Source organism: Roseibium sp. M-1 (assembly GCF_054515675.1).
Map to the genome: position 1 here is coordinate 457,694 of NZ_CM137257.1, position 25,641 is coordinate 483,334.

A 25,641-nucleotide genomic window follows, 5' to 3' on the forward strand; every position below is an offset into this window, starting at 1 on the left:
GACGGGCAACGATCCTTGCCGATTCCCCTGACCGATCCGCCGGATTGAGCGTGAAAGACCTGAAATTCAAAATTTCTTGGCGCAGCTACCAGCAGCGTGTCCTGGATGAGCTGGACGGCCATCTTGACGATGCGCAACTTCATGTCGTGGCCGCTCCGGGATCCGGCAAAACGGTGCTTGGTCTGGAAGTCATGCGCCGGCTCGGCCGGCCCGCCATCGTGTTCGCTCCTTCGCTGGCGATCCGCAACCAGTGGCGAACCCGGCTGCTTGAGCTGTTCCTGCCCGAAAAGGCGGACCACAGCTGGATTTCGATGGATATCCGCCGGCCCGGGCAGGTGACCATCGTCACCTATCAAGGGTTTCATGCCGCACTGAGCGGAGACCTGAAGGAGGACGGGGCCTGTCAGGGCGCTGGTCAGGGCGGCGCCGAAGGGTTGGCAATCCTGAAGCGGATCAAGGAGCAGAATGTCGGGACGCTCGTCTTCGACGAGGCACATCATTTGCGCAAGGAGTGGCATCAGGTCCTGCTGAAGTTGCGGGAGTTTCTTCCGGGCGATGTGCACACCGTTTCTCTGACAGCGACCCCGCCCTATGACACGGATGCGTCCGAGTGGGACAATTACGAAACACTGTGCGGGCCGATCGACTGTGAGATTTCCGTTCCCGAACTCGTCGCGACGGGCGATCTCTGCCCGCACCAGGATCTCGTCTGCTTTTCGGCACCGACCGAGAAGGAAACCGCCTTCATCGATGCCTTTGCGCATAATCTCAACGCATTTGCCTACGACCTTTTGCACGACGATGCTTTCCTGACATCGCTTGCGGAACTGCCCTGGTTCACCGTGCCGCGTTTTCACGAGGACCAGATCTTCAGGAACCCTGCTTTTGTTCTTGCCGCCCAGGTGTTTCTGAAGGCTGCAGGACGCGCCGGCCATCCGGAAATCCTGGCTCTTTTCAACCTGGAAGCGGATGCCTCGCCACCGCTTGACCGGACTTTTCTGGAGAACGTGCTCGAGGGCGTTCTCGCGGGCGAAGCCAGAGACTGGTTTCAACCTGATCTGCGCAGGCAGCTTCAGGGAAAACTTCGGTCCTTCGGTGGTTTGAAGGGCAGCCGTCCGGTAATCGCCAATCTGGAAAGCATCGACCGCCTGCTCCGGAACAGCCTCGGCAAGATCGAGAGCATCCGAAAAATCGTCGCTGCCGAAAGCTCCGGTCTCGGTGACGCACTGCGCATGGTCATCCTGACGGATCACATCCACCGCGAACTGACGTCGTCTTCAGGGCAGGCGGTCTATGAGCCGGTCAAGATCGGCGCTGTGCCCTTGTTCGAGGTGTTGCGCAAAAAGGGGATGTACCGGTACGAGGTCGGCTTGCTGACGGGATCGCTGGTGATCCTGCCGCGCGGTGCGATCGCAAGCTTTCAAGAAGCCGCGGCAGCAAAGGGGATCGGGGCGAAGGATATTCGCCTGCGTCCACTGCCGCACGATGCGGCCTATTTCGAGGTCGATCTGGCCGCATCCGCCCGGCATGAAATGGTGCACCTCGTCACGGAGGTATTTAGCTCCGGTGCGGTCAGTGTGCTGGTCGGAACCCAGTCGCTGCTCGGCGAGGGCTGGGACGCTCCCTGCATCAATTCGCTGGTGCTGGCGAGCACGGTCGGGTCCTTCATGCTGTCCAACCAGATGCGCGGCCGTGCCATCCGCAAGGACCCGGAGCAGCCTTGCAAGACCGCCAACATCTGGCATCTGGCCTGTGTCAGCCTGCCTGAGCGAAGGGAACTTCTCGCAAACCTGCCTATTGCCGAACAAGCCCATTCCGGGTTGCGCCGCGCCGGGCTGTTGCCGGCGCCCGCCTGGGAAGATCTTGGCCAGGACGCCGCGTTACTGACGCGCCGTTTCAGGGCGTTTGAGGGGCTGGGCGTTACTGAGCCACCGGTGATCGAAACCGGGCTTGCAAGAATGGGATTTGCGCAAGCCGACTGGTCCACTGATGGCATTGAGAGGCTGAACGGAGCCGCCTTTGCCCGCAGCGCCGACCGCAACCTCTTGGCGGACAGCTGGAAAGCGGCGCTTTTGAAGAGCCCGTCGACTGCAAGGCTGCGGCCGATGGTGAAGGCGCAGCGGGTACCGCAGGGCTGGGTCTACCGGCGGACTGCACTTTCCCTCGGACTGGCGGCAGCAAGCGGGCTTGTTCCGCTGGCTGGTTTTTTCTGGGGGCTTTGGGCCGCCAGCCTGCCTGTCATCGGCGTCTCGGCGGCCCTGGCGACCGCCTTCGTCCTTGGCGTCAGAAAGTCTCGACTTTTAAAGTCGGCGGCCGGGCTTCTTCGCAACAGGACGGTTGACCGCAATCTGCTGCAAGTGGCGCGCGCCGTTCTGGAAACCCTTGCGCAAACCAGGCAGCTGCAAACACCGCTCGACCAACTGACGCCGGAAGTCGTCCGCCACGACGGCGGGTACCTGTGTACGTTGGAAGGTGCCCGGCCGAAGGAAACGGCGCTGTTCCTCACCGCATTGAGCCAACTCCTCGGTCCGGTGGACAATCCGAAATATCTGCTGGTCCGGCGAAGCCGTTTCCTGGGCCGGACGCAGATTGATTACCACCCGGTTCCGGAAGCCTTTTCGGCGCAAAAGGCGGATGCCAGGATGTTTCTGGCATACTGGGAGGCGCTCGTCTCGGAAGCGGACCTGGTGTCGATGCGCTCGCAGGAGGGCCGCAAGATCTTGCTGCAGGCGCGGGCGGCGGCCTATTCGAAGCAGGCGGTGCCGTCTTCCGAGCGTCTTGGCAGATGGCAATAGGGCGAGGGCTTTACATGACTGGTCAACGTCAGGGGAAATGCGGGTGCCGCGCACCGACGCTATATTCCGCCACTTTCCTTCTGCTCCTTTGCTGCCTTCCGGCCGAAGCCCAGACACTCTCCGTCAACCCCGGCCGCTTCGGCGCCATGACTTGCCAGCAGCTCTGGTACACGGAGCAGGAGGTCCTTGCAGAGGGCAGGGTGTGCCTTGCGACGGAGCGGGCCCGACGGGCTTTCCGGCGAGCGGATCACTGTATCTCCGCTGACGAAACGATCCTGCCCCAGAAGACGCAGGACTATCTGGAGACGTTGCGCAGGGTGGCGCGGGACAAGGGGTGCACCGGATTCTGAGCCCGGCGGCAGGACGGAATGTGTTCAGCGCCCGCTGACGATCCATCGGCAATTTTCACATAAGCCTGTGGACCTGTTCTGCTTTTGCTGTGGCGCTTTCAAGCCGCAAACGCTAGTTCTGGTGATGAGTGCCCGGCAGCGCTGCCGGAGGGGACGACGCGTGAGAAGGGGGAGGCGCCGGATGAGCGAAGCAGCTGAGCTTGAACCGACCGCCACAATTGATCCTGCCATTCCGGTTCGCGACGAAGACGAACATCTCAATCCCGACTTCATCAATGCCGTCGAGACGGCGATCGAGGCAAACGACCAGTTCACGCTTCGTGAGTTGGCCGCCAATCTGCATGAAGCCGATACCGGCGACCTTCTGGAAACGCTCGGCGCTGAAGATCGCGCGAGCTTCGTTCGCCTGCTCGGCGAGGATTTCGATTACACCGCGCTGACTGAAATCGACGAGGCGGTACGTCTCCAGCTACTGGAAGACCTGCCGACCGAAGTCATCGCCGAAGGTCTTGGCGAGCTCGATTCCGACGATGCCGTCTACATTCTGGAAGACCTCGATGAGGACGACCAGGCCGCCATCCTGGAAGAGCTCCCTTACGCGGACAGGGCCCAGCTGCAAAAGGCGCTCGATTATCCGGAAGAGAGCGCCGGCCGGCGCATGCAGAACGAGTTCATCGCGGTCGCGCCGTTCTGGACTGTGGGTCAGACCATCGACTACATGCGCGAAGCGCGCGATCTTCCGGACAGTTTCTACGAAATCTACGTGGTCGACCCCACCTTCAAGCTGCTCGGCTCCGTGCACCTGGACAAGATCCTGCGCACCAAGCGGGACGAGAAGGTCACCTCCATCATGCAGGAGAACCGCCAGGCGGTGCTGGCGACGGAAGACCAGGAAGAGGTCGCCCGCCGCTTCGAGCGCTACAACCTCGTATCCTCCGCTGTTGTCGACGAGAACGAACGCCTGGTCGGTGTGCTGACGGTCGACGACATCGTCGACGTCATTCAGGAAGAGGCGGAAGAGGACCTGCGCGCTCTGGCCGGTGTCGGCGACGAAGAGATTTCAGACAACGTCATGACCATCGCCCGCTCGCGCCTGACCTGGCTGGTGGTCAATCTCGGTACGGCCGTCCTTGCCTCCGTGGTGATCGCGCTATTCGAGGATACGATCGAGGCGATGGTGGCGCTCGCCGTCTTGATGCCGATCGTCGCCTCCATGGGCGGCAATGCCGGTACCCAGACAATGACTGTGGCCGTTCGAGGTATCGCAACTCAGGAACTCGGTGCCCGCAACCTCTTGCGCGTTCTCAACCGCGAAATCCTTGTGAGCGTCTTCAACGGGGTTGCTCTTGCGATCCTTATCGGCGTGACCGCCTGGTTGTGGTTCGCCAGTCTTGGTCTTGGCGTCGTCATCGGCGGAGCAATCGTCATCAACATGCTGTTTGCGGGCCTGTCAGGGTTGCTCATTCCCATCGTGCTCGACAAGGTCAATGTCGATCCGGCGATCGCTTCCAGCGTTTTCGTGACGACGGTCACCGATGTCGTCGGCTTCTTCGCTTTCCTCGGCATTGCCGCACTCTGGTTCGGTCTGCCGTTCTGATCTGTCGGCTTGTTCCTGAGGTCGTTCTCTCCCAGGAAATTGGCCTGAAAAGGCGCTGCAAATAGAAAGCGGCCGCCGACCCGGTTCATCGCCGGGATACTGACAGCTTGGCCGGCACACTGGCACAAAGGTGAGCGCGGAGAGGCGATGGGCCGCCTCTCCAAAGAGGCTCAGGCGTCGAGACCCGCCTCGCGCAGATTGTCGCGCAGGCGCATGACCTTCTGCTGCAGATCCATGACTTCCTCCAGCTTCAGGCCGGTGGAAGACAGGATGCAGGAACTGAAATGCTCGGTCTTCTTCTGCAACGCGCGGCCCTTGCGGGTCAGCTTCAGGATCACCTGGCGCTCGTCCTTGATATTGCGCGTGCGCGTCACCAGTCCCATGGCTTCCAGCCGCTTTAAAAGCGGAGTCAGCGTATTGGTGGCGAGCTGCAGTTTCGACGTGATCGCGCCGACAGGAACGTTGTTGGTTTCCCAAAGAACGGTCATGGCCAGGAACTGCGGATAGGTGAGGCCGGCTTCCTTCAGGAGCGCCTTGTAGACACCGTGCATGGCATGGTTGGCGGAATAAAGCGCAAAGCACAGGAACCGGTCGAGCGGCAGCGCGTCATTTGCCCATTCTGGCAGATCGGCATCTGCCAGCGTATCATCTGCCAGACTCTCGGCATCGGAAGCTGCTTCTGGCAGGTCTGGTGGTGCTTCTGCCTGTGCTTCGATTTCAACCGAAATCGGGTTGGCGGCCGATGCTGCTTCAACTTCCGCATCTGCGGCTTCGTCACTGGACGCGGGCTCTGCGTCCTTAGCTGCCTCGGCGGTCGCTTTGGCGGCCTTCTTGCTCGGCTTCTTGTCAGACTTTTCGGCCTTGGCCGGTTTGTCTTTCTTGGGGGTCTTGGTCACTTCGGGCGTGGAAAATCCGATCGCATCGAGAAGGGACATCTGGTCGGTGGTCTCTGTCATGGGCTCGTTATAAATCGCGCGCGATATGGTCGCAACCAGTTGACGTTTCGCCGGTGTGTGTATATGTGAATAATATATATCGCAGACGATATAAACTGATGCGATATAAATTGTTCGACCAACCCCAGCAAAGGAGCCTGCAGATGGCTGTCGATGTGAAGTATGAGACCAAAGCAAAGGCGACCGGCGGCCGGGACGGCGCGGCTGAGACTTTAAGCGGATCGTTGAAGGTGAAACTCTCGACCCCGAAGGAACTCGGTGGTGCAGGCGGTGAAGGCAACAATCCGGAAGAGCTGTTCGCGGCCGGTTATGCAGCCTGCTTCATCGGCGCGATGAAATTTGTCGGTGGACAGGAAAAGATCGCCGTTCCGGCAGACACCTCCATCACCTCGACCGTCGGTATCGGCCCGCGCTCCGAAGGCGGCTTTGGTCTCACCGTTGCGCTGGAAGTCTCCCTGCCGGGTCTCGACAAGGCTGTGGCGGAGAGCCTGGTCGCCAAGGCGCATCAGGTTTGCCCGTATTCCAACGCCACCCGCAACAACATCGACGTCAAGCTGACGGTTGTATGATCTGTTTCCGGATCGGCGTATTGCGCGCCGATCCGGAGCTCAATTGACGACCCAGCTGCCGGCCACTCCAAGGTCGACACAGCCGGTGAGCCGGTTATTCTGGTCTGCAGAGTGACTCCTTCTGGAAAACGGCAGGGACCGGTATGCGGCCGAAGCTGGACGGCATCTTGGAGACAGCGGTCTATGTCGACGACATGGAGGCGGCGCATGAATTTTATTCCGGCGTTCTTGGCCTGAAGCGCATGGTCGCGGGCGAAAGGCTTTATGCCTATGACGCCGGTCCGGCTCAGGCCCTGCTCGTGTTTCACCGGGGGCATACGGGTGAGGATGTCGAGACGCCGGGCGGGACAGTCCCAGGTCACGATACGCAAGGTCACAGCCATTTCGCCTTTCGTGTTGCGGCAGGAGAACTCCAGGCCTGGCGAACCCATCTGGCAAATGAGGGCGTTGCCATCACCAGTGAGGTGACCTGGCCGGCCGGTGGCACAAGTCTCTATTTCAACGATCCGGACGGGAATGTGCTGGAACTGGCGGCTGCGCCGCTCTGGCCGAACTTCCTATCGTGAATTTTAACGGTTTTTGGGCAGGATGCCTGCGTTTCTGAGCGATCGGGTGGCGGTATGAAATTCCTGCAAGCAATCCTGCGGACCCTGTTCTACGTTGTGGTCGGCGGGGTGATTTCCATTGTCGGAGCGGCGTTTTTCTTCATGAACTGGGAACCTGACCGGAACGCTTTTCCCATTCGCGGTATCGATGTGTCCCATCATTCGGGCGACATCGACTGGGCACAGGTCGCGGGTGACGATGTTGCCTTTGTCTATATGAAGGCGAGCGAGGGTGGCGATTTCAAGGACGGCGCCTTTGCCCGCAACTGGGCCGGAGCGGGCAGTGCCGGGCTTGCCCGTGGGGCCTATCATTTCTTCAGCCTCTGCCAGCCGGGCAGCAAGCAGGCTGAAAACTTCCTGGCGGTGTTGCCGCAGGACAGCACGATGCTGGCGCCGATGGTGGACCTGGAGTTTACCGGCAATTGCGCAAGACGGCCGCCGGTGGAAGAAGTCCTGCGCGAGGTCAGCGAATTCGCTGCAGCGGTCGAGAAGGCGCGGGGCAAGCAGGTGATTTTCTACGCGCCGGAAGACTTCTATCTGCAATACCTCAAGGGCAACGGCCTCAACCGGCGCCTCTGGGCCCGCTCCCTCTGGCATTCGCCCGCCTATGGCTCGAAATGGGTGCTGTGGCAATATCACGACAAGGGGACGATTAAGGGCATTGCGGGCAATGTTGATCTCAATGTCCTGCATTCGGAATCGAGTCTTGATAGTCTCAAGATGTGATTTGATAACCTGTTGTAATGTAAATCATAAAACAGACGTGTTGACTTTAACGTAAAAAGGCGAAACTGTGCGCTCGAACAAGGAGCGGGCATGCAGCGCTATTACACCATCACCCAGCTGACGCAGGAATTCGACATCACCACGCGGACCTTGCGGTTTTATGAAGCGCAGGGGTTGGTGGCGCCGACCCGTCGTGGCCGGCAAAGGCTCTATACGCCCGGTGATCGTACGCGCATCAAGCTGATCCTGCGCGGCAAGCGGCTCGGCTTTTCCCTGAACGAAATCAAGGAAATGATCGAGATGTATGGCAGTGCGCCGGGAGAAACCGGCCAGTTGCGCCTGCTCCTCGACAAGATCGCCGCCCGCCGTGCGGAGCTTCTGGAAAAGCAGCGCGACATTGAGCTGACACTACTGGAACTGGACGAGGTGGAGGCCGGTGCCAAGGCGCGCATTGCTGAACTCAGCACGGGATCCGTGCAGACGTCGGAGGAAGCCTGATGGACCTGTCGCCCCGTGATCCCGATTGGGAGACCCGCGTTAGAAAGAGTTTTGCGGCGCAACAGTTCATGGACCATCTAGGGGCCAAGATGGTGCATGTCGCGCCCGGCGCGGTCGATCTGGAACTGACCATGCGACCGGAGCTCACCCAGCAGCATGGTTTCTTTCATGCGGGTGCGACATCTTCCATTGCCGACAGCGCCGCGGGCTATGCGGCCCTGACGCTGTTTGCGCCAGGCGTCGGCGTGCTCACCAGCGAATACAAGATCAACCTGCTCAATCCGGCGAAACAGCAGATACTGCTGGCGCGGGGCAGGGTGGTGAAGCCCGGACGCACGCTGACAATTGCCAAGGCGGATGTCTATGGCCTCGATGACGGCTTGCAGGTGCATGTGGCAACGGGTCTCTTCACGCTTGTGAGCGTGTCGGGCGTGAAGGATTGAACCTATGAACGCGATCGAGATCCGGCCGCTCCGGCCTGAGGACAAGGAGGCCTGGCTGGTTCTGTGGCAGGGCTATCTGACCTTCTATGAACAGGAACTAGCACCTGAGATCACCGAAGATCTGTTCGCGCGCCTGCTTTCCGGCAAAGGCCATAACGCCCTGGTCGCTGTCAGCGGCGGTGTTCCGGTCGGCCTGGTGCACTACCTCTTTCACGACAGTTCCTGGTCGACCCGATCCGTCTGCTACCTGGAAGACCTTTACGTGAGCGAGGACCTGCGCCTCTCGGGTGCCGGCCGCAAACTGATCGAGGCGGTCTATGCCGCCGCCGATGCCGAGCCAACCGCCAATGGCGAGGTCTATTGGCAGACCAAACAAGACAACGCGCGCGCCCGGCAGCTTTACGACCGGGTCGGCGTCCTGAGTGAATTCATCCGCTACGACAGGCCCTGAGAGCCTTGGGAGGTATCCAAATGATCCGCAACGATTTTCCGGGTTTCAATTTCGATCTCGGCGAGACCGCCGACATGCTGCGGGACACCGTTCGGTCCTACAGCCAGGACCGGATTGCGCCACTCGCCGAAAAGATCGATCGCGAGGACTGGTTCCCGCGCGAACTCTGGCCTGAAATGGGTGAACTCGGCCTGCACGGCATCACCGTTGAAGAGGAATGGGGTGGTTCCGGCCTTGGCTATCTGGAACACTGCATTGCCATGGAAGAGGTCAGCCGGGCCTCGGCTTCCATCGGTCTCAGCTACGGTGCCCATTCGAACCTTTGCGTCAACCAGTTGCGCCGCTGGGGCAGTGACGACCAGAAGAAACGTTACCTTGGCAAGCTGGTGACCGGCGAGCATCTTGGCGCACTTGCCATGTCCGAGCCGGGTGCCGGGTCCGACGTCGTCTCCATGAAGCTGCGCGCCGACAAGAAGGGCGACCGCTACGTCCTCAACGGCTCCAAGATGTGGATCACCAACGGCCCGTCCGCCGACACCATGATCATCTATGCCAAGACGGATGTGGATGCCGGCCCGAAAGGCATCACTGCCTTCCTGGTGGAGAAGGACTTCAAGGGTTTCTCTGTCGCCCAGAAGCTCGACAAGCTCGGCATGCGCGGCTCCGAGACCGGCGAGCTGGTGTTCCAGGACTGCGAGGTGCCGGAAGAGAACGTGCTCGGCCAGGTGGGCAAGGGCGTCAACGTGCTGATGTCCGGCCTCGACTACGAGCGTGCGGTTCTGGCTGCCGGTGCCGTCGGCATCATGCAGGCGGCGATGGATGTGGTCATCCCTTACATCCATGAGCGTGAGCAGTTCGGACAGCCGATCGGTTCCTTCCAGCTGGTCCAGGGCAAGGTCGCGGACATGTATGTCTCGATGAATGCGAGCAAGGCCTATGTCTATGCCGTGGCGAAAGCCTGCGACCGGGGAGAAACGACGCGAGAAGACGCGGCCGGAGCAATCCTCTATGCTGCCGAAAACGCGACCAAGCTGGCGCTCGATGCCATCCAGCTCCTTGGCGGCAACGGCTATATCAACGAGTATCCGACCGGCCGCCTGCTGCGCGACGCCAAGCTCTACGAGATCGGTGCCGGCACCTCGGAAATCCGCCGCATGCTGATCGGCCGTGAAATATTCAACAAGACCGCCTGACAAGGTGTGTGGGGACCGGAAATGAAACAGAAGCGCCTGCCGGAAGAAGCGGAAGCAAAATCACCGGCAGGCGCCGATATTTCGTTCCTGATGGATGGGCCAACCGGCAACATGATCCACGCGCTGGTGCCGGCCGGCCAGATCAACCGCGCGACCCGGCATGGTACGGTGCATGAATTCTGGTACGTCCTGGAGGGAAGGGGCCAGATCTGGCGCTCCCTGGATGGAGCCGAGGCCATGACGACGCTGGAACCCGGGGTTGCCATCGACATTCCGGCGGGCACTGCGTTTCAGTACCGCAATACAGGCCCCGATCCGCTGAAGTTCATCTGTGTTTCGATGCCACCCTGGCCGGGTGACGGCGAGGCGGAGTTCGTCGACGGGCCGTGGATGCCAACACTATCGACATAGGGGCGCGAGAGAGTGTTGGCGCGGGTCTGCCTGATTCCTGCAGGCAGACCGGATGCGGATCTCTAATGATTGCCGCATACACCTCAGCCGCCTTCCAGACAATTCCAGAACGTATTTGCGACAGGTGCCCGAACGGTTGTTCAATTTTTCGAAGTTGACAACATACCAACTGGTCGGTATTCATATTGCATGAGCAAGGAACCTGCAAAAACCAGAAAGCCCGATGCGCGCGTAAAGCTGCTGGATGCGGCGCTGCGCGTGATCCGCATGAAGGGCTACACCGCGACGACGGTCGACGATCTCTGCCGCGAGGCAGGGGTGACCAAGGGCGCCTTTTTTCATCATTTCAAGTCCAAGGACGACCTTGCGGTCTCTGCCGCTGATCATTGGTCGGAAGTCACAGGCGCTCTCTTCGCACAAGCGCCTTACCACCGGCACGCAGATCCGCTGGACCGGGTGCTCGGCTATGTGGATTTCCGAAAAGAAATCCTGCGGGGCGAGGTGTCCGAATTCACCTGCCTCGTCGGCACCATGGTGCAGGAGGTCTATGACACAAGTCCGGCCATCCGGGACGCCTGCAACCGCAGCATAACCGGTCATGCGGCGACGCTCGTTGCCGATATCGAAGCGGCGGCGCTTGAGAGGGACGTGGAAGTTCCGGGCGGAGCCGGGGCGCTGGCGCTTTACACCCAGGTCGTGCTGCAGGGGGCCTTCGTGCTGGTGAAGGCCAGCAACGATGCGTCGATTGCCGAAAACAGCATCGACCATCTGAAACGCTACATCGAACTGCTGTTTGCGCGCGATTGAAACGCGGCGTTAAGGAGGGAGTGCGTGATGAGCAAGGTTGAGATCCGCAAGGAAGGACTGACGCTGGAGCTGGTCAGGGAGATCTCTGCACCTCGAAAGGCCGTCTGGCATTGCTGGAGCGATCCGGAGCTTCTGAAACTCTGGTTCTGTCCCAAACCCTGGTTCGTGTCGGAGGCACAGATCGACATGCGTCCGGGCGGACGGATGAACACGGTCATGAACGGACCCGATGGCGAACGCTTTGAAAATGTCGGCATGATCCTCGAAGTGGTCGACGGACGGCGCCTGACCTTCACCGACGCCTTTTCGGAAAACTTCACGCCAAGAGAAAACGGGTTCATGACCGGTTATGTGGAATTGGTCGACCTTTCGGGGAACGGAACCCGCATGGTCTGGGGGGCGCGCCACGCCAATGAAGCAGCCCGGGACAAACACCTGGAAATGGGTTTCGAAGTGGGCTGGAAAGCAGCCTCCGCCCAACTCGATCTGTTGGCACGTTCTATCACCCTCGACGGTTTGGGCGAGGTCAGGGATTTCGATGCGAAGGTTCGGACCTGCCTGTTCTTCCGGGAGAACGGAGAGGAAGCGGCCAACTATTATACGTCCCTGTTGCCGGACAGCGAAATGGGAACGGTCTACCGTCCGGATCCCCGCGGCCCGGTGCTGGTTGCCGAATTCACGCTCGCGGGAACGCCCTATATGATCCTCAACGGCAATCCGGATGTGCAGCCGAGCCACCTGACGTCCATTTCGGTCCTGACCGAGGATCAGGCCGAGACGGACCGGCTCTGGGCGGCGCTTCTGGCCGACGGCGGAGAGGAAGGCCAGTGCGGCTGGTTGAAGGACCGCTATGGCGTTCACTGGCAGATCGTGCCGAAGGTGCTGCCGCGTCTTATGCATTCGGGCAATCCGGAACGGGCCGGCCGGGTTACCGCGGCTCTGATGAAGATGCGCAAGATCGACATTGCCGGTCTCGAAGCTGCTGCCTGAGCCCGCCAAGCCGGGGTTTCGCCGAAAAGGCAAACAAGAGACGCCGCCTGCATGGGCGGCGTTCCCGTTTGTCCATGTCCGAACAAACAGTGCCATTGCCGCCGCCACACATTCCATGTTCTTGTTTTCCGGGAGAGGAGAAGATCGAATGAGCGAAACGTCGCTTCAATTTCACCCGGCAACTGCGGACCGCTGGAACGATCTCGTCGACCTCTTCGGGCCGGAGCGCGGGGCCTGCGGCGGATGCTGGTGCATGTGGCCGTTTCTGCGTGCCAGGGACTGGCAAGCCATGGCGCGCGATGAGCGGCGCGATGCGCTCAAGGCCAAGGTGAACGAGGGGTTGGAGCCCGGCCTGCTTGCCTACCGAGAGGGTATCGCAGTCGGGTGGGTCGCCTTCGGCCCGCGCGAGCGCTATGTCCGTTTTCAGCTCAGCAGAACGACAAAACCTCTGGAGGCGGACAGCGAAGACCTCGTCCGCGCGACACATGCTGTGACCTGCTTCTATGTTCGCAGCGGACACAGGAAAGCGGGCCTGATGGACAAGCTCCTCGGAGCCGCGGTTGACCGGTCGCGTCAAAACGGGGCGAAATGGCTGGACGCCTGTCCGATCGAATCGGACAAGCCCCTGCATTGGAGCGAGGGGTTCGTGGGCTTCACGCCGGTGTTCCGTCGCACCGGATTTGAAGAAATCGCCCGCCGGAGCCCCAGGCGCCCCTTGATGCGAATGTCCCTGTAACGGCGGGAGCCTGCATGACCGGTGAAACCGACCTTGACACCCTGATCTCGCACATGCGCCCCATGCTGGATCCGGAGCCTTATGTCTTTTGTACTTTTGCCGCCAAATCGCTGACTGAGCTCGCGGAATATGAGCCGATCGGTCTTTTCACCGAAACCGAGGGCGTAACTGCAATCCTGCCGGTGGAGCGGGCGCGAGAGTTGGGCCTGGCCGAGGCCGAATGGTTCCGTCGGATCACCCTGACCGTTCATTCGTCGCTGGAAGCCGTCGGCCTGACCGCCGCCATTGCCAATGCGCTTGCTGCCAGGGGTATCTCGGCCAATGTCGTCGCCGCCTTTTTTCACGATCATGTCTTCGTGCCCGAGGAACGGGCGGAAGAAGCTCTGGAAGCTCTGCGCGTGCTTGCAGGAGATCTTTGACAGCCGAGCTTCCCGCCGCAACTGCTGACACGGTGCGATTTCAGTGGATTTTTCCTTGCAATTTGCAGGACGCCTTCCCATTCCTAAACGGGAGTAAGCGGGGTTGAAAGCATGCTACGGGTAAAGCGGCGTCTGGCGGCAATCATGTGCGCGGATGTTGCACAATATTCCAAGCTCATGGAGCGGGATGAGGACGGAACGCTGGACAGGCTCAAGGCCTACCGGACGGTCATGTCCGCCCTGACGGAGCGCCACAACGGCCGCATCGTCAACACCTGGGGCGACGCAGTCATCATTGAGTTCGTCTCCGTCATGGAAGCCGTGCAATGCTCGGTCGATATCCAGAACGAGCTTTCCCTGCGCAATGCCGAGCTTCCCGATCTCAACCGGATGGAATTCCGGATCGGCATCAATCTCGGCGACATCATGGTCGAGGGCGACGACATTTACGGCGACGGCGTCAATGTGGCCGCGCGGCTGCAGGAAATCGCCCCCCGCGGCGGCATCATGCTGTCCCAGTCGGTCTATGACCAGGTCAAGACCAAGATGGCATTGGGGTTCGACCCGCTTGGACCTCAGCACGTCAAGAACGTCACCGATCCGGTGGAAACCTATTCGGTTCGGCTTGGCGGTCGCAATGCACCAGAAGAACCGGACATTGCCGGCGCGCAGGAAGCGCAGAAACCGGCAAGTCCGGGTTCGGCGGCAAAGCCGGAATGGGACCGAGATACGCAAGCGATCGCCAACGGTTTCGAGCAGTCACGGCGCTGGCTGCGCGCGCAGCCGCGCCGGGTGCGAGGCTGTGTCTTCATGATCGGCTTCTTCTTTGTGCTCAACCTGCTGACGTCGGGTCTTGGAACCCTGTGGTTCGTCTGGCCGTCGCTGCCCTTTGCCGCAATGCTTGTCTGGCATCTTTTGGTCGGGCGGCGCGAAAAGTCTCTGCAGCGTCATCCCCAGCAGGGGGAATGACATTCGAACGCCGGCGCGTTGCCAATCTGATAACTCTTTTCGCGCTAATGGGGATCTCATGATTTGCGAGTGCCGGTGACTTCGCTTACACATGGACCAACGCCGGGGTGGCGGATTGCTTCGCCCTCCGTTGAAACTGCCGGCCAGCCCGGCCCAACAGCAAAGGGAGCTTAATCCTGCGCATGAAAAATTATTCGACCACGGTGCCTGCACGCCTCGACGATGACGAGGACGACAAAACCAAGAGCCAGCCGTCGATCCAGGTCGACAAGCATCTGTTCGAAGCGCGCACGGTGCTGATCACCGGACCGGTGAGCCAGGACATGGCCCGCGACGTCTGTGCCCGTCTGCTTGCGCTGGCGCAGGTCTCCAACGATCCGATCACCGTCATCGTGTCGTCTCCGGGCGGTCATGTCGAATCGGGCGACATGATCCACGACACCATCAAGTTCATTTCACCGGAAGTCCGCATCCTGGGCATGGGCTGGGTCGCAAGCGCCGGTGCGCTGATCTATGTCTCCGTGCCGAAGGAAAAGCGCTTCTGCACCCCGAACACCCGCTTCCTGCTGCATCAACCGTCCGGCGGTGCCGGCGGCATGGCCACGGATATCGAAATCCAGGCCAAGGAGATCATCAAGATGCGCGATCGCCTCAACAAGATTTTTGCGGATGCGACCGGACAGCCGATCTCTCGCATCGAGAAGGATACCGACCGCGACTACTGGATGGGTCCGGAGGAGGGCATCTCCTACGGTCTTGTCGGCAAGGTGGTGACGCGCGTTGACGAACTGGGCTGATCCAGCCCAAGGACGAAATGAAACGCCGGCCTCGTGCCGGCGTTTTGCGTTTCCGGCACCGGGATCAGGCGCTCAGCCGGTCCGGATCGACGGAATAGACCAGCACCGGGGCTGCGGGTTTGGGATCAAGCACCTGGGGCTGCAAGCGCTGCATGAGCGCCCGGAGATCCGCTTCGTCGGCTGCGAGCGCATTGCCGCCGAAGAACACCGCAACGAGGTGATCGACGAAGCGTTCATACACATCCACGCAGGTACAGATCGGCGACAGCAGCGCCGATACGGGCTTGCCGTCGTAAAACGGAGCGCCGCCAAAGAGGAAAGTGAGGAATTCCGTGAGGTCGTCGGACCGCTCGAATTCCTGCCGGAAGCCGGCGAGGTCGAAACACGGATCCTGTTCCAGGCGTGCCTGCAACCTTGGCATCGCTCGCATGATCGCCTTGCGTCCGCCGAGTTTCATGTAGAGTGTCATCTGGCTCACCTCGATAGTGCCGTCGATTGAATGCGGACACACTGCCGCATCCCGGGCCCAACCCCTGTGACTGCGATCACGGAACGTTTCTTTGCAGAATTGACAGGTCGCATGGCCACAGCGGCATTCCCTTGAACCGCCGGCGCATGCCTGTCCGGTTCGCGGCGCAAGATGTCGGTAAATTATGGCAGTGGCATTACAGGAGCGTTTGGAAGAGAGGCTTGACCAATTTCGCCGCCGGGAAGGTCACGCACCGGTGGCATAGGCTGTATCGGCTTGCGAGGCGAACTCTTCATATTCGCCGTCCTTGACGACGCAGGCCCGTCCGGCGTCCTTCGCCGCATAGAGGTTTTTGTCTGCCCGCAGGAAAAGGCTTTCCGGCGTGTCGCCACGTTGCACGACGCTAAGTCCGGCACTCGCCGTATAGGGATACCGTTTGCCGCCGGATATGAGCGGCGTTTCGTTGATGAGGTTGAGCATTCTGGTAACGACACCGCCGGCAGGGCCCAGGCCTGTTTCCGGCAGGATCAGCGCGAATTCCTCTCCACCGATCCGGCAAAAGACATCGGTCTGACGCACGTGCTCCAGGCAGCGGTTGGCGAAATGCACAAGGATCTCGTCTCCAAGCTGATGGCCATGTGCGTCATTGATAAGTTTGAAATGATCCAGGTCGATCAAGGCGACACAAAAGGTGTGATCGTAGCGGCTGGAGCGGCTGAACTCTTTTTCCAGTTCCTGGTCGAAGCCGCGACGGTTGTAGACTTCCGTCAGTGCGTCGGTCAGGGCCAGATTTTCAAGATGGGTCTTTTCCCGTCCGAAGTATCTGATCTTGTTGGTGAGGGAAGCAATGTCATCGTTTAGGGATGCGAACTTGCTTGAAAGGCTCAGGCCTTCGTCGAAGCGGATCATCACGGCACCGTCGATACCGGTATCCGGCACGGCCAGCCTGTGGCCGAAGGCGATGCAGTCGAACCCCGACTTCAGTTCCAGCCGGGTGGGCAGGGGCGTTGTCGTCGAGTGGCAGAGTTGGAAAAACATCCTCGCCTTGTTCAGATCGACCGCCTGGTTTGCAAATGGCGCACCGACCAGGAAACCTGCCTTGACACATGCCGGAGAGTTGGCCAGAGCGACAGCCCCCGTTGCATCGAGAACGACGATCGGCTGGGGCATGGTCTGGATTATGGCGGCGATGACGGCAGCGGATTTAGGCACCCTGGCGGACCTTGTAGAACTCCCTGCCGCGGTCATCCGGTTCGGAGGACTGGGCAAGGTGGATGATTACCCTGCAGTCGCTGTCGCCTTTCGCAAGCGCCCGGTCGATTGTAACGCGCGCATAACCGGCACTGTCAGCGGCGAGGCGCCCGAAGACATTTGCCGTCATCATGCACAGGGAAGGCCGGCCTTTGACCTTGTCCCCGAACGGGCAGGTGCTGTTCCGCAGAATCAGGACACTGTGATCCTCGTATTCCACGGTGAATTTGCCACCGATCCGGCGCTTGAGATCGGTCAGCACATCTGACAGCATCTCCTTTGGAATTGTGTCCAGGCTCAGCGCGTTCCTGTAGTCCCGGTTGATGGTGTCGCCGATCCGGTTGGCGACAAGGGCGATAAAGCCTTCCGCTTCGTTCAGGCCGACAATGTCCTGCAGGGCACCAGTGAGTTCCCGGACAATCTGATTGAAGAAGTCCGTGGATTCGAGAGGGATCGAGACCTCCTCCAACAGAGGCATCGCACGACTTTGTTCGACCGGCGGACTCATTGTCGATCCTCTTAAGGTTGTAATCTTACGTTGGGTGAACTTTCTTTCTATTCCATTAAAATGTTGAAATACTGACAGAATTGACACAACCTCGGTACATGAAACAAGTTCAATCGAACGGTTCATTAACGGAACCCTGTCAGAATTGCCACGGTCTCCGGTGGATATATTTCAAACGTTGCGGAGCCAAGGCTTCAGTCGGACAGGAAAACGCAAGGTCATACCTAGTTTTTGGGCGAAGTCTCTCCGCCGATGCGAAATCGCCGCGGCCTCAAAAAAGTCCGCTTCGCGCTGTCCGGTCACTCTATTGAAGCAGCGAGTCGGATTTTCACATGTATGTCGTCCTCTCCAAGATCGGCGGTTTCCTTATTCTCCCGTCCAATTTCCTGATCATTATGACCCTGTTGGGTCTGCTGCTTGCTGCCATGACGCGCTGGCGCCGTACGGGAAGGGTGCTGAGCTGGGCGGGTGCGCTGGGGCTCGCCTTCTGTGCCTATTCGCCGGCGGCGAACTGGCTGATCCTGCCACTTGAGGACCGCTTTCCCCGTCCGGAGAGCCTTGAAGGCTATGACGGGATCATCGTGCTTGGCGGGGCGGTGGATACCGTCGTAACGGGTGGACGCGGCGACACGGCGCTGACCATGTCGGCAGAGCGCATCACGATCACCGCGCGGCTGGCGAAACTCCTGCCGGAGGCGAAAGTCATACACACCGGCGGGCAAGGCATCATTGTCGCTTCGCAGGCCACCGAGGCGGAAGGGGCGGCACGGCTGTTTGAGGACTTCGGCATCGTGCCAGACAGGGTCATCCTGGAGGACGAGTCACTGAACACCTGGCAGAACGCCGTCTATGCGAAAAGGCTGGTGGATCCCAGGCCTGATCAGAAATGGCTGCTGGTGACGTCCGCCTATCACATGCCGCGGGCCATGGGTGTTTTCGAAAAGGCCGGCTGGACCGGGGTAACGGCCTATCCGGTCGATTACCGCACCAGAGGCATTGCCGACAGGGGGCTGGGCTTCGACGGGGCCTCGAAGGGCCTGCGCCGCTTCGACATTGCCTTCCGGGAATGGCTGGGTCTGGCGGTCTATGGCGCGCTTGGCCGGAGCACGGCGTTCTTTCCCGGGCCATAAGTCAGGAAAATGCTTTCATCATGTGCAGACTTTTGAAATTCAGGCTCTTTTACTGATCCTGGCCGGATACCATATAGTGGTTTCATTCAAGGATTCGAAAGGACGGGGCTGATGGTCCTCGAAGCGCCGCTGGTCGCAGCAGACGTCGTTCAATGGCTTTACAGCGATGCACCGCATCTGAAGGGTACGCTGGAAATCGTCACCGAGATGGCTAAACGCCTGCGCGCCGGCAAGGTTCCCGTCGACCGGGTCACCACCGGCATCTGGGTGGTGCATCCGAACGTGCGCGCGGAAAGTTCCATCTGGTTGAGCGACAAGGCGCCGGAGCTGCGGCTGCACACGGCCGACAACAAGTCCCAGGACGAATACCAGAAAAGTCCCATCAAGCTTGTGCATGAGACCAAGGGACCCGTGCGCGTGGAAATCGAGCGCAAGGCAGGGGCGGCGGACGCGTTTCCGATCACGGTCGAATTGCGCGATGACGGGTTCACGGACTATATCTCCCTGCCGATGCCGTTTTCCGACGGCTCGGTCAAGGTGGCGAGCTTTGCCACAAGAGCGCCGGGCGGGTTTTCCTCCTCTCATCTCAGCGTGTTTGAGTCGCTGATCAGGCCTCTGGCACTGGTGTGTGAACTGAAGACCCTGCGCCGGACCGCAGAAACGGTTCTGGACACCTATGTCGGGCCACGGGCGGGGCTGAAGGTTCTGGACGGTACCACGCGGCGCGGCGAGGGCGAATGGATCAAGGCGATTGTCAGCTTCGCCGACATTCGCGGCTTCACGCGCCTTTCCAACACGCTTCCGGCCGACAAGATCATCATCTTCCTGAACAAGTATTTCGGGGCAATGACGGCCGCGGTTGAAGCCCATGGCGGCGAGGTGCTGAAATTCATCGGCGACGAAGTCATGGCGATCTTCCCCTATGAGACGGAGGAAGAGGCGCGCGACGCGGCCATGCGGGCGGTGTTGGCCGCCAAGGAAACGTTGAAGCGGATCGAGGAGATCAACTCGGCACGCACCTGCATGGTGACGCCGGATATGAGCGTTGGCATCGCATTGCATGCGGGCGACGTCTTCTACGGCAACGTCGGCAGCGAAACGCGGCTGGATTTCACGGTTGTCGGGCCGGTGGTGAACCTGGCTGCCCGCATTGCCGAGCTTGCCAAGGATCTGGAGCGCCAGCTTCTGGTGTCGGATGCGATCGCCGATATCATGGGCTGCCGCTCCGGCCTCTTCGGTCACTACCAGGTGAAGGGTTTCGACGATCCTGTTTCGGTCTATTCGCCGGATCTCTCCGGCAATCCGGAAATAGGATATTGCCCCAAGAGCACCGCGGCTCTGGCCCTGGAAGCGAACTGACGCCGGAGCAGCACCAGCAGAACCGCCAGGGTTGTCGCAGCAAAGACGTAAGGGCCGGCGAACCAGCCCAGAAAGCCTATGGAAAAGAAAAAGGCACGCTGGCCGCGATTGAAATGGCGGCCGGCGAGCACGTTGAGTTCGCCCGCCTGCAACGCCATCCTGCGGATGCTCTCATCGTCCGACATGTCCTTTTGCGGCACTGCACCCATGACGATGCTGGCATAGTTGAACAGCCGGTAGGCCCAGCCGAACTTGAAGAATCCATACGCAAAGATCAGCGTCAGTCCAAGCACCTTGATCTCCCATAGTGCGCGGCTTTCGGCGACCGGAATGGAAAGATCTCCCGCAATTTGAAGAATGCGTTCGGTCGCGTCGAGCAGCGCAAAACAGCCGCCGATCGCCAGCAGCGACGTGGAAGCAAAGAAGGCCGTGCCCTGTTGCAGGCCCGACAGGATCGCCGTGTCCATGATACGTACGTCCCTGTCGCACATTGCGATCATCCAGTTGCGGCGATAGCCGTCCATGGCGCTCGACAGGGTCTTGTTGCGCAAGGGGCTGAGGTCGACGAGTACGTTGAAACCGAACCAGGCTGTCAGAAACCAGATGGCTGCGGCAAGGTCCAAATCCGAAAGCGCGTGCATCGCGGCCCCTTCAAAAAATCAGGCCTTCGAATCCGGCCCGAAAGTGTCTTAGCAGAGTTTTCCTCAGTGTCTAAGTGACGCAAACGTAAGGCTTAAGCCCTTGACAAATCGCGAGGTTCCGAGCCTTGCAAAAAAGTGGGATCAGCTGCTCTATTTTTGCGCTTGCGAAAAGGTAAGGGATCGTTTACCTCCTCGCCTCAATGGCGCCATATTCGAGGTCGGTGGGACCCAGGTGCCGCAAAACAAGATGTAGGGTTTTTATGGACGAAAACGTGCAGAAATCCTGTTGGAGCGTCACTCTTTGGACTGTCGCTGCAGTAGGCATCGCATTGTCGATGGTTCTTCTGTTCAACGATGTTGAAAGTGCTCAACAAGCCGTCGCCGTCGCTCAATAAGCCAACGGGACGCAGGGAACAAAGGCGCAGCATCTGCTGCGCCTTTTGCCGTTCAAGGAGCTGATTTTCCGGTTGTTTTACGGTCGGCGCTCAGACGAGGCGTCACCCGGGAGCGGCACGCCGGGACGGTCGGAATGCCCGTAAGCCTGACGGAACTCCATCTGCCGCACGACTGTCTTGCTGCCGGGGTGACTGATCAGAAAACCTGAATAGGCCTTCTCGCCAATTGGCAGCAGCACCAGTTGCACCTTGCCGGAACCCGGCCAGTCGAGATTTGCACCCCAGGCCGGCACATCTGCCGGCTTTTCCTTGCCGAACAGGGCAACGATATCGATGCCGTGCAAGAGACCTGTGCCGTTGGCATCCCAGGCAAGTGCGGCCAATCCCTGGTCCAGCGGGAAGAGACGCATTCCGGCGCCGTTGATTTCCACCATCAGGCTGTCGTCACTGTCCAGTTCGATCCTGGCCGTACCCTCGCTCATGTCGGTTTCCAGCGGTTGGCGCACGCCGTCCTGCTGCACGAAACCTTCCGTGTTCACAACCTTGAAAAGGCCAAGGGGAAGGTCGCTTGCCGCCTTGAGCGGAAAACTTAAAAGGAAAAAGACAAGCAGCGAAATGAGTGTTCTAGACACGCCCGGCCCCTGAATTGCGCTCGTGCCTGATCATATTCGGCTAAAACTTTAGAAAGTCTTTGTTCGGTTGAAGAGAAGGGGCGCTAAGACGCTCAAATTTCAAGATTATCGTCTATTTTGACAGGGAGACGACAAGATCCTCGATCGTGGAATGCTCCGGCTGCCATCCTGTCGCGCGTTGGGCATGGCCTATATCGACGGACTGGGAGAGCCCGTAGCCGGCCGCCCAGTCAAGATCGGCCTCAACGCCTTCGGGGACAGGCAGCGTCCGGATCTCCAGCGGCAGTCCATGGCGCGCCGAAATGTGGGAGGCAAGATGGCCGACGGCGATGCCCGGAATGCAGCTTGCAATCAGCGACATGCGGAAGCGGGACTGTTTCAGCGCCAGCGCATAGAGCGCTGCCAGGTCATGTGTCTCCACCAGCGGCCAGATGGTCGCGGTGGCTGCCCGCGTTTCGAACGGCCTGCCTTCCTTCAGCGCGGCCGTCATCTCGGCGATCGGACCGGCGGTGCGGCTGCAGGCAAGGGCGGGATGCACGATCGTCAGGTTGAGATCCGTGCCGTTGGAGAGGGTCCGGATCGTCTCGGCCATGTAGCGGAAGGCAGGCAGGGGGGCGAACTGGGTCTTCTCCGTCAGCGGCTTCTCCAGGCCGTTTGCCGGGTAGAGCCAGATCCCGCCGGTGTAGACCACCTTCAGGGGTTGTTTCTTGTGCCTTGCCGCCTTTTTCAAGGCCAGCATGCTCTGCCGGTCGACCCGGCCCATGTCGTCGGAAAAGGTTGCGCCGGCATGGATCACCGCCTCGCAGGAGGCGGCACGGCCGACCCAGCTCTCCGCGCTGCGCAGATCGCCCGGATAGGCATTCGCCCCAAGGGCACGCAGCCTGGTGGACGAGGCATCGGAGCGCGCGAGGCCGATAACCCTGGCGCCGTCCTGAACCAGCCGTCTCACGATGGCGGAGCCGATCTCGCCGGTGCCACCTGTTACAAACACATCCATCGCCAAAGAGAACCCTGTTCAGGGGGCGGGCGCAAGCGGGCGCGGGGCAGGGTCGTTCAAATTCCACCGGCTATTTTGTGGCAGCTCTTGACCTTGCCGGCAGGGCTGGTAGGTCAGATCCATGACCTTGCATCTGGTAAAGCTGTGTGTGGGCGCGGACAGCGTCGAGTCCCTGCAGGCCTGGATCGATTTCCGGGTCGACAATGCCCGCAAGTCGGGACTAGCGGCCGTGACGACGCATACCACCCGCATGGTGCCGACCCGCAAGGACGAACTTCTCGACGGCGGCTCGCTCTATTGGGTGATCAAAGGCAAGATCCAGGTGCGCCAGCACCTCGTCGACATCCGCCCCTTCACCGACGAGGCGGGCATCAAGCGTTGCGACCTCGTCATGGAACCGCGGCTGATCCTGACCCAGTATCAGCCGAAACGGCCTTTTCAGGGATGGCGCTATCTCAAGGCAAAGGACGCGCCGGCGGATCTGCGACTGGGCGGCAGCGCCCAGGCCATGCCGGAAGACATGCGCCGCGACCTCACCGAGCTTTGCCTCCTCTGACAGAAATTGCTAGTGGAGCGAATTTGACATTTGTGTCCCGCTCGCGGCTAGGCTGATGCTCAAATGTCAAATTCAAAAGCTCCACTAGAATCATATATTTATCTAGTGGTTCTTATGATTCTGACATTTGCTCCAGCGCTAGCCGCAGGGGGATGCAAATGTCAGAAGCGAACCACTAGGCCTTGTACGTCAAGGCGTTCTTCAAGTGCACCAAAAGGCTTTCAAGCGGTGGCCAGCCGCGCTGAAGGTTGGGATTGTCCTTCTTTCGCGTCATCGCAAGATGCGCATATCCATGCACCAGCGACCAGACCAGGATCTCGATCTCGTCGGGGGAGGTTCCCTGCGGAACCAGCGGCGCACAGGTCTCCCGCAGGATTCTGTAGGCTGCCGCGGAATGATGGCTGAACTCCGCATCGTCCTGATTGAAGCTCTGGCCGGAAAAGATGAACAGAAACAATTCCGGATAAGTGGTCGCGTAGTCCAGGTAACCCTGGCAGATCGCTTCGAGCCGGTCGAAGGGCGCTGATCCGGCGGTCCCGAGACGCGACTCCATCGCCTCGCAGAACAACTGGAAGCCGCGGGTGGCAATCGCGGTGGAAAGTCCGGCCAGGTTCTTGAAGTGGTAGGCGGGCGCGGCGTGCGAGACGCCGGCCATGGACGCGCACTCACGAAGCGACAATCCATCGGGTCCACGGGCGCGCAGAAGCTTAACCCCGGCATCAACCAGAGAGGTTCTCAAAGTGCCGTCGCGCTTTCTTTTTGAAGGAGCGGAATCGGTCATGAATTTGTCATCGGCGATTTGCTTGACAGTGTCAAGTTTTCACTTATCTTGACAGTGTCAAGTAAAGAGGGAGGTGGTAATGCGACGCATTGGAACATGGGCCGGTGGAATGGCCTTCTGGACGGCAGCTTTCTTGTCGGTGCTGATCGCGCTGGTATCTTTCCGCTTCCTGCTGCAGGGTGTCGAAGCGTCGATGGAATTCGTTGCACATAATCTGGACGGCAACGCTCTGGCGCTTTACGCGCATATCGGCGTTGCCCCCATTGCGCTTGCCCTGATGCCTTTCCAGTTTATGGCCGGCCTCCGCAATCGGCGCCCGGCATTGCACCGCTGGGTAGGTCGCGTCTACGTCCTCGCCATCCTGGTCTCGGGACTTGCAGGCTTGCAACTGGCCTTTCATTCCAACGCGCAACCGATAGCCGCCGCCGGCTTTGCGGCGCTTGCCGTCCTCTGGCTGGTGACAACCGGTGCCGCATTCGTCTTTGCGATGCGTCGCCAGTTCCCAAGGCATCGCGCCTGGATGCTGCGGTCGGCTTCTCTGACCTTCGCCGCAGTCACGCTCAGGCTCTATCTGGGACTTTCCATGGCATCTGGCGTTGATTTCGACGTGGCTTACACGATCATCGGCTGGGCCTGCTGGGTCCCCAATCTTTTAGCGGTCGAGATTTATCTCGCAGCGACCCGCCGCCGGTTTCCGTCACGTATTGCAACGAAACCCGCATGAGGCCGGGACAAGACGCAGAACCGGTCCCAAACCTTGCCAAACGTCACGAGCGGTCCCACACTTTGTGACAGATATGCATGGAGGGATGGAGCGGAATGTCCAAGACCGGCAATCGTGTAAATGATCCGCTTGTCCGGCAACAGCAAGGAAGCGTGCCCTCTGCGGAGAAGGACGTCAGCAGCTTCCTTCAGAAGGCCGCCGAAATGAAGCCGCAGCCGGACAGCGGCGGTCGGCTGATCTTTGCCCTTGATGCCACCATGAGCCGTCAGCCCACCTGGGACCAGGCCTGTCAGATCCAGGGCGAAATGTTTCAAGAAGCGGGCAGGATCTCCGGGCTGCGGATCAAGCTGGTCTATTTCCGCGGCTTTGGCGAATGCCGGGCTTCGCGCTGGTTTGCGAGCGGCACAGAGCTTGCCCAGGCAATGAGCCGGATCGCCTGTCAGGGCGGGCGGACGCAGATCCGCAAGGTTCTCGCCGCAGCGCTCTCTGCGGCCAACAAGGAAAAGATCGCGGCGCTCGTTTATGTCGGCGACTGCATGGAAGAGGATGTCGACATCCTGTGCGACCGGGCGGGCCAGCTTGGCCTGCTGGGCGTGCCGATGTTCCTGTTTCAGGAAGGCCATGACGGCGTCGCGGAACGAGCCTTCCGGGAAATGGCCCGGCTGACCAAAGGCGTTTATTGCCGCTTCGATGCCGGTTCGGCGCAACAGCTTGCCGATCTCCTGAAGGCCGTTGCCGTCTTTGCCAGCGGTGGCCGTAATGCGCTGCAGCTTCTGGAAAAGCAGGGAGGCCACGGCGCGCGCCTGCTCCTCAGCCAGTTGCCGCCAGGGGGGTAGCCCGGCAAGCGTCGATTGCAGTCGATATCTTCCTGCCGGATGCGTTCAGT

General features: G+C 60.2%; 29 protein-coding genes. 21 read left to right on the forward strand and 8 right to left on the reverse strand.

Going from position 1 to position 25,641, the window contains the following annotated elements:
- The first annotated feature begins 50 nt into the window (after positions 1-50).
- Both ACX3M4_RS02205 and mgtE read left to right on the forward strand, forming a co-directional pair.
- Positions 51-2,795, forward strand: a complete 2,745-nt coding sequence (locus ACX3M4_RS02205) for a DEAD/DEAH box helicase family protein (RefSeq protein WP_459356963.1) — start codon at positions 51-53, stop codon at positions 2,793-2,795.
- Positions 2,796-3,326: 531 nt separating this feature from the next.
- Positions 3,327-4,742 carry a magnesium transporter gene (gene mgtE / locus ACX3M4_RS02210; protein WP_459356964.1) on the forward strand — a complete coding sequence of 472 codons (1,416 nt, stop codon included), beginning with the start codon at positions 3,327-3,329 and terminating at the stop codon, positions 4,740-4,742.
- Between the two features lie 170 nt (positions 4,743-4,912).
- On the opposite strand, the gene ACX3M4_RS02215 is transcribed toward mgtE, so the two are convergent.
- Positions 4,913-5,698: a MarR family winged helix-turn-helix transcriptional regulator gene (locus ACX3M4_RS02215; protein WP_459356965.1), complete on the reverse strand. Its 786-nt coding sequence runs from the start codon at positions 5,696-5,698 to the stop codon at positions 4,913-4,915.
- Between the two features lie 143 nt (positions 5,699-5,841).
- Between ACX3M4_RS02215 and ACX3M4_RS02220 the strand changes: the two genes are divergently transcribed.
- From ACX3M4_RS02220 to ACX3M4_RS02285, 14 genes are all read left to right on the forward strand, one after another.
- Positions 5,842-6,267, forward strand: a complete 426-nt coding sequence (locus tag ACX3M4_RS02220) for an organic hydroperoxide resistance protein (protein WP_459356966.1) — start codon at positions 5,842-5,844, stop codon at positions 6,265-6,267.
- Between the two features lie 143 nt (positions 6,268-6,410).
- Positions 6,411-6,833 carry a VOC family protein gene (locus ACX3M4_RS02225; RefSeq protein ID WP_459356967.1) on the forward strand — a complete coding sequence of 141 codons (423 nt, stop codon included), beginning with the start codon at positions 6,411-6,413 and terminating at the stop codon, positions 6,831-6,833.
- A gap of 54 nt (positions 6,834-6,887) precedes the next feature.
- The gene (locus tag ACX3M4_RS02230) at positions 6,888-7,598 is read left to right on the forward strand and encodes a glycoside hydrolase family 25 protein (protein WP_459356968.1); all 711 of its coding nucleotides are present in this window, start codon (positions 6,888-6,890) and stop codon (positions 7,596-7,598) included.
- A 90-nt stretch (positions 7,599-7,688) separates the two neighbouring features.
- On the forward strand, positions 7,689-8,096 hold the full coding sequence (locus ACX3M4_RS02235) for a MerR family transcriptional regulator (RefSeq protein WP_459356969.1): 408 nt from the start codon (positions 7,689-7,691) through the stop codon (positions 8,094-8,096).
- Complete coding sequence (locus ACX3M4_RS02240) at positions 8,096-8,539, forward strand: PaaI family thioesterase (protein ID WP_459356970.1); 444 nt, start codon at positions 8,096-8,098, stop codon at positions 8,537-8,539. Before ACX3M4_RS02235 ends, ACX3M4_RS02240 begins: the two co-directional genes overlap by 1 nt.
- A gap of 4 nt (positions 8,540-8,543) precedes the next feature.
- Positions 8,544-8,990 (forward strand): GNAT family N-acetyltransferase, encoded by a 447-nt coding sequence (locus ACX3M4_RS02245; protein WP_459356971.1) that lies wholly within the window; start codon positions 8,544-8,546, stop codon positions 8,988-8,990.
- Between the two features lie 20 nt (positions 8,991-9,010).
- Complete coding sequence (locus ACX3M4_RS02250; protein ID WP_459356972.1) at positions 9,011-10,183, forward strand: isovaleryl-CoA dehydrogenase; 1,173 nt, start codon at positions 9,011-9,013, stop codon at positions 10,181-10,183.
- 21 nt (positions 10,184-10,204) lie between these two features.
- Positions 10,205-10,594, forward strand: coding sequence for a cupin domain-containing protein (locus ACX3M4_RS02255; protein WP_459356973.1), 390 nt, complete (start codon positions 10,205-10,207; stop codon positions 10,592-10,594).
- A 189-nt stretch (positions 10,595-10,783) separates the two neighbouring features.
- Positions 10,784-11,401: a TetR/AcrR family transcriptional regulator gene (locus ACX3M4_RS02260; protein ID WP_459356974.1), complete on the forward strand. Its 618-nt coding sequence runs from the start codon at positions 10,784-10,786 to the stop codon at positions 11,399-11,401.
- A 27-nt stretch (positions 11,402-11,428) separates the two neighbouring features.
- Positions 11,429-12,391, forward strand: coding sequence for a VOC family protein (locus ACX3M4_RS02265; RefSeq protein ID WP_459356975.1), 963 nt, complete (start codon positions 11,429-11,431; stop codon positions 12,389-12,391).
- 148 nt (positions 12,392-12,539) lie between these two features.
- Positions 12,540-13,127, forward strand: coding sequence for a GNAT family N-acetyltransferase (locus ACX3M4_RS02270; RefSeq protein ID WP_459356976.1), 588 nt, complete (start codon positions 12,540-12,542; stop codon positions 13,125-13,127).
- Positions 13,128-13,141: 14 nt separating this feature from the next.
- Entirely contained in the window at positions 13,142-13,546 is a 405-nt protein-coding gene (locus tag ACX3M4_RS02275; RefSeq protein WP_459356977.1) for an ACT domain-containing protein, read from the forward strand.
- 111 nt (positions 13,547-13,657) lie between these two features.
- Positions 13,658-14,515 carry an adenylate/guanylate cyclase domain-containing protein gene (locus ACX3M4_RS02280; protein WP_459356978.1) on the forward strand — a complete coding sequence of 286 codons (858 nt, stop codon included), beginning with the start codon at positions 13,658-13,660 and terminating at the stop codon, positions 14,513-14,515.
- Between the two features lie 182 nt (positions 14,516-14,697).
- Positions 14,698-15,312 (forward strand): ATP-dependent Clp protease proteolytic subunit, encoded by a 615-nt coding sequence (locus ACX3M4_RS02285; RefSeq protein ID WP_459356979.1) that lies wholly within the window; start codon positions 14,698-14,700, stop codon positions 15,310-15,312.
- Positions 15,313-15,376: 64 nt separating this feature from the next.
- Here the strand turns inward: ACX3M4_RS02285 and ACX3M4_RS02290 are convergent, their stop codons facing one another.
- The 3 genes from ACX3M4_RS02290 to ACX3M4_RS02300 form a co-directional block, all read right to left on the reverse strand.
- The gene (locus tag ACX3M4_RS02290) at positions 15,377-15,781 is read right to left on the reverse strand and encodes a globin family protein (protein WP_459356980.1); all 405 of its coding nucleotides are present in this window, start codon (positions 15,779-15,781) and stop codon (positions 15,377-15,379) included.
- A gap of 246 nt (positions 15,782-16,027) precedes the next feature.
- Positions 16,028-16,993, reverse strand: a complete 966-nt coding sequence (locus ACX3M4_RS02295; RefSeq protein ID WP_459356981.1) for a GGDEF domain-containing protein — start codon at positions 16,991-16,993, stop codon at positions 16,028-16,030.
- Complete coding sequence (locus ACX3M4_RS02300) at positions 16,986-17,510, reverse strand: methanogen output domain 1-containing protein (protein ID WP_459356982.1); 525 nt, start codon at positions 17,508-17,510, stop codon at positions 16,986-16,988. Before ACX3M4_RS02300 ends, ACX3M4_RS02295 begins: the two co-directional genes overlap by 8 nt.
- A gap of 362 nt (positions 17,511-17,872) precedes the next feature.
- On the opposite strand from ACX3M4_RS02300, the gene ACX3M4_RS02305 reads away from it, so the two are divergent.
- Together ACX3M4_RS02305 and ACX3M4_RS02310 are read left to right on the forward strand one after the other, a co-directional pair.
- Entirely contained in the window at positions 17,873-18,670 is a 798-nt protein-coding gene (locus ACX3M4_RS02305; RefSeq protein WP_459356983.1) for a YdcF family protein, read from the forward strand.
- A 111-nt stretch (positions 18,671-18,781) separates the two neighbouring features.
- On the forward strand, positions 18,782-20,029 hold the full coding sequence (locus tag ACX3M4_RS02310) for an adenylate/guanylate cyclase domain-containing protein (RefSeq protein WP_459356984.1): 1,248 nt from the start codon (positions 18,782-18,784) through the stop codon (positions 20,027-20,029).
- Here ACX3M4_RS02310 and ACX3M4_RS02315 read toward each other — a convergent pair.
- The 3 genes from ACX3M4_RS02315 to ACX3M4_RS02325 form a co-directional block, all read right to left on the reverse strand.
- Positions 19,948-20,670 (reverse strand): DUF599 domain-containing protein, encoded by a 723-nt coding sequence (locus tag ACX3M4_RS02315; protein ID WP_459356985.1) that lies wholly within the window; start codon positions 20,668-20,670, stop codon positions 19,948-19,950. The two genes, ACX3M4_RS02310 and ACX3M4_RS02315, sit on opposite strands and share 82 nt — an antisense overlap.
- A gap of 472 nt (positions 20,671-21,142) precedes the next feature.
- Positions 21,143-21,697 (reverse strand): hypothetical protein, encoded by a 555-nt coding sequence (locus tag ACX3M4_RS02320; RefSeq protein ID WP_459356986.1) that lies wholly within the window; start codon positions 21,695-21,697, stop codon positions 21,143-21,145.
- 112 nt (positions 21,698-21,809) lie between these two features.
- Complete coding sequence (locus ACX3M4_RS02325; RefSeq protein ID WP_459356987.1) at positions 21,810-22,694, reverse strand: NAD-dependent epimerase/dehydratase family protein; 885 nt, start codon at positions 22,692-22,694, stop codon at positions 21,810-21,812.
- A 121-nt stretch (positions 22,695-22,815) separates the two neighbouring features.
- Here ACX3M4_RS02325 and ACX3M4_RS02330 point away from each other — a divergent pair, with 121 nt between their 5' ends.
- Positions 22,816-23,250 (forward strand): DUF1489 family protein, encoded by a 435-nt coding sequence (locus ACX3M4_RS02330; RefSeq protein WP_459356988.1) that lies wholly within the window; start codon positions 22,816-22,818, stop codon positions 23,248-23,250.
- 175 nt (positions 23,251-23,425) lie between these two features.
- Here the strand turns inward: ACX3M4_RS02330 and ACX3M4_RS02335 are convergent, their stop codons facing one another.
- Positions 23,426-24,031, reverse strand: coding sequence for a TetR/AcrR family transcriptional regulator (locus tag ACX3M4_RS02335; RefSeq protein WP_459356989.1), 606 nt, complete (start codon positions 24,029-24,031; stop codon positions 23,426-23,428).
- A 79-nt stretch (positions 24,032-24,110) separates the two neighbouring features.
- On the opposite strand from ACX3M4_RS02335, the gene ACX3M4_RS02340 reads away from it, so the two are divergent.
- Together ACX3M4_RS02340 and ACX3M4_RS02345 are read left to right on the forward strand one after the other, a co-directional pair.
- The gene (locus ACX3M4_RS02340) at positions 24,111-24,755 is read left to right on the forward strand and encodes a DUF2306 domain-containing protein (RefSeq protein WP_459356990.1); all 645 of its coding nucleotides are present in this window, start codon (positions 24,111-24,113) and stop codon (positions 24,753-24,755) included.
- A 95-nt stretch (positions 24,756-24,850) separates the two neighbouring features.
- On the forward strand, positions 24,851-25,591 hold the full coding sequence (locus ACX3M4_RS02345; RefSeq protein WP_459356991.1) for a vWA domain-containing protein: 741 nt from the start codon (positions 24,851-24,853) through the stop codon (positions 25,589-25,591).
- Positions 25,592-25,641 lie beyond the last annotated feature (50 nt).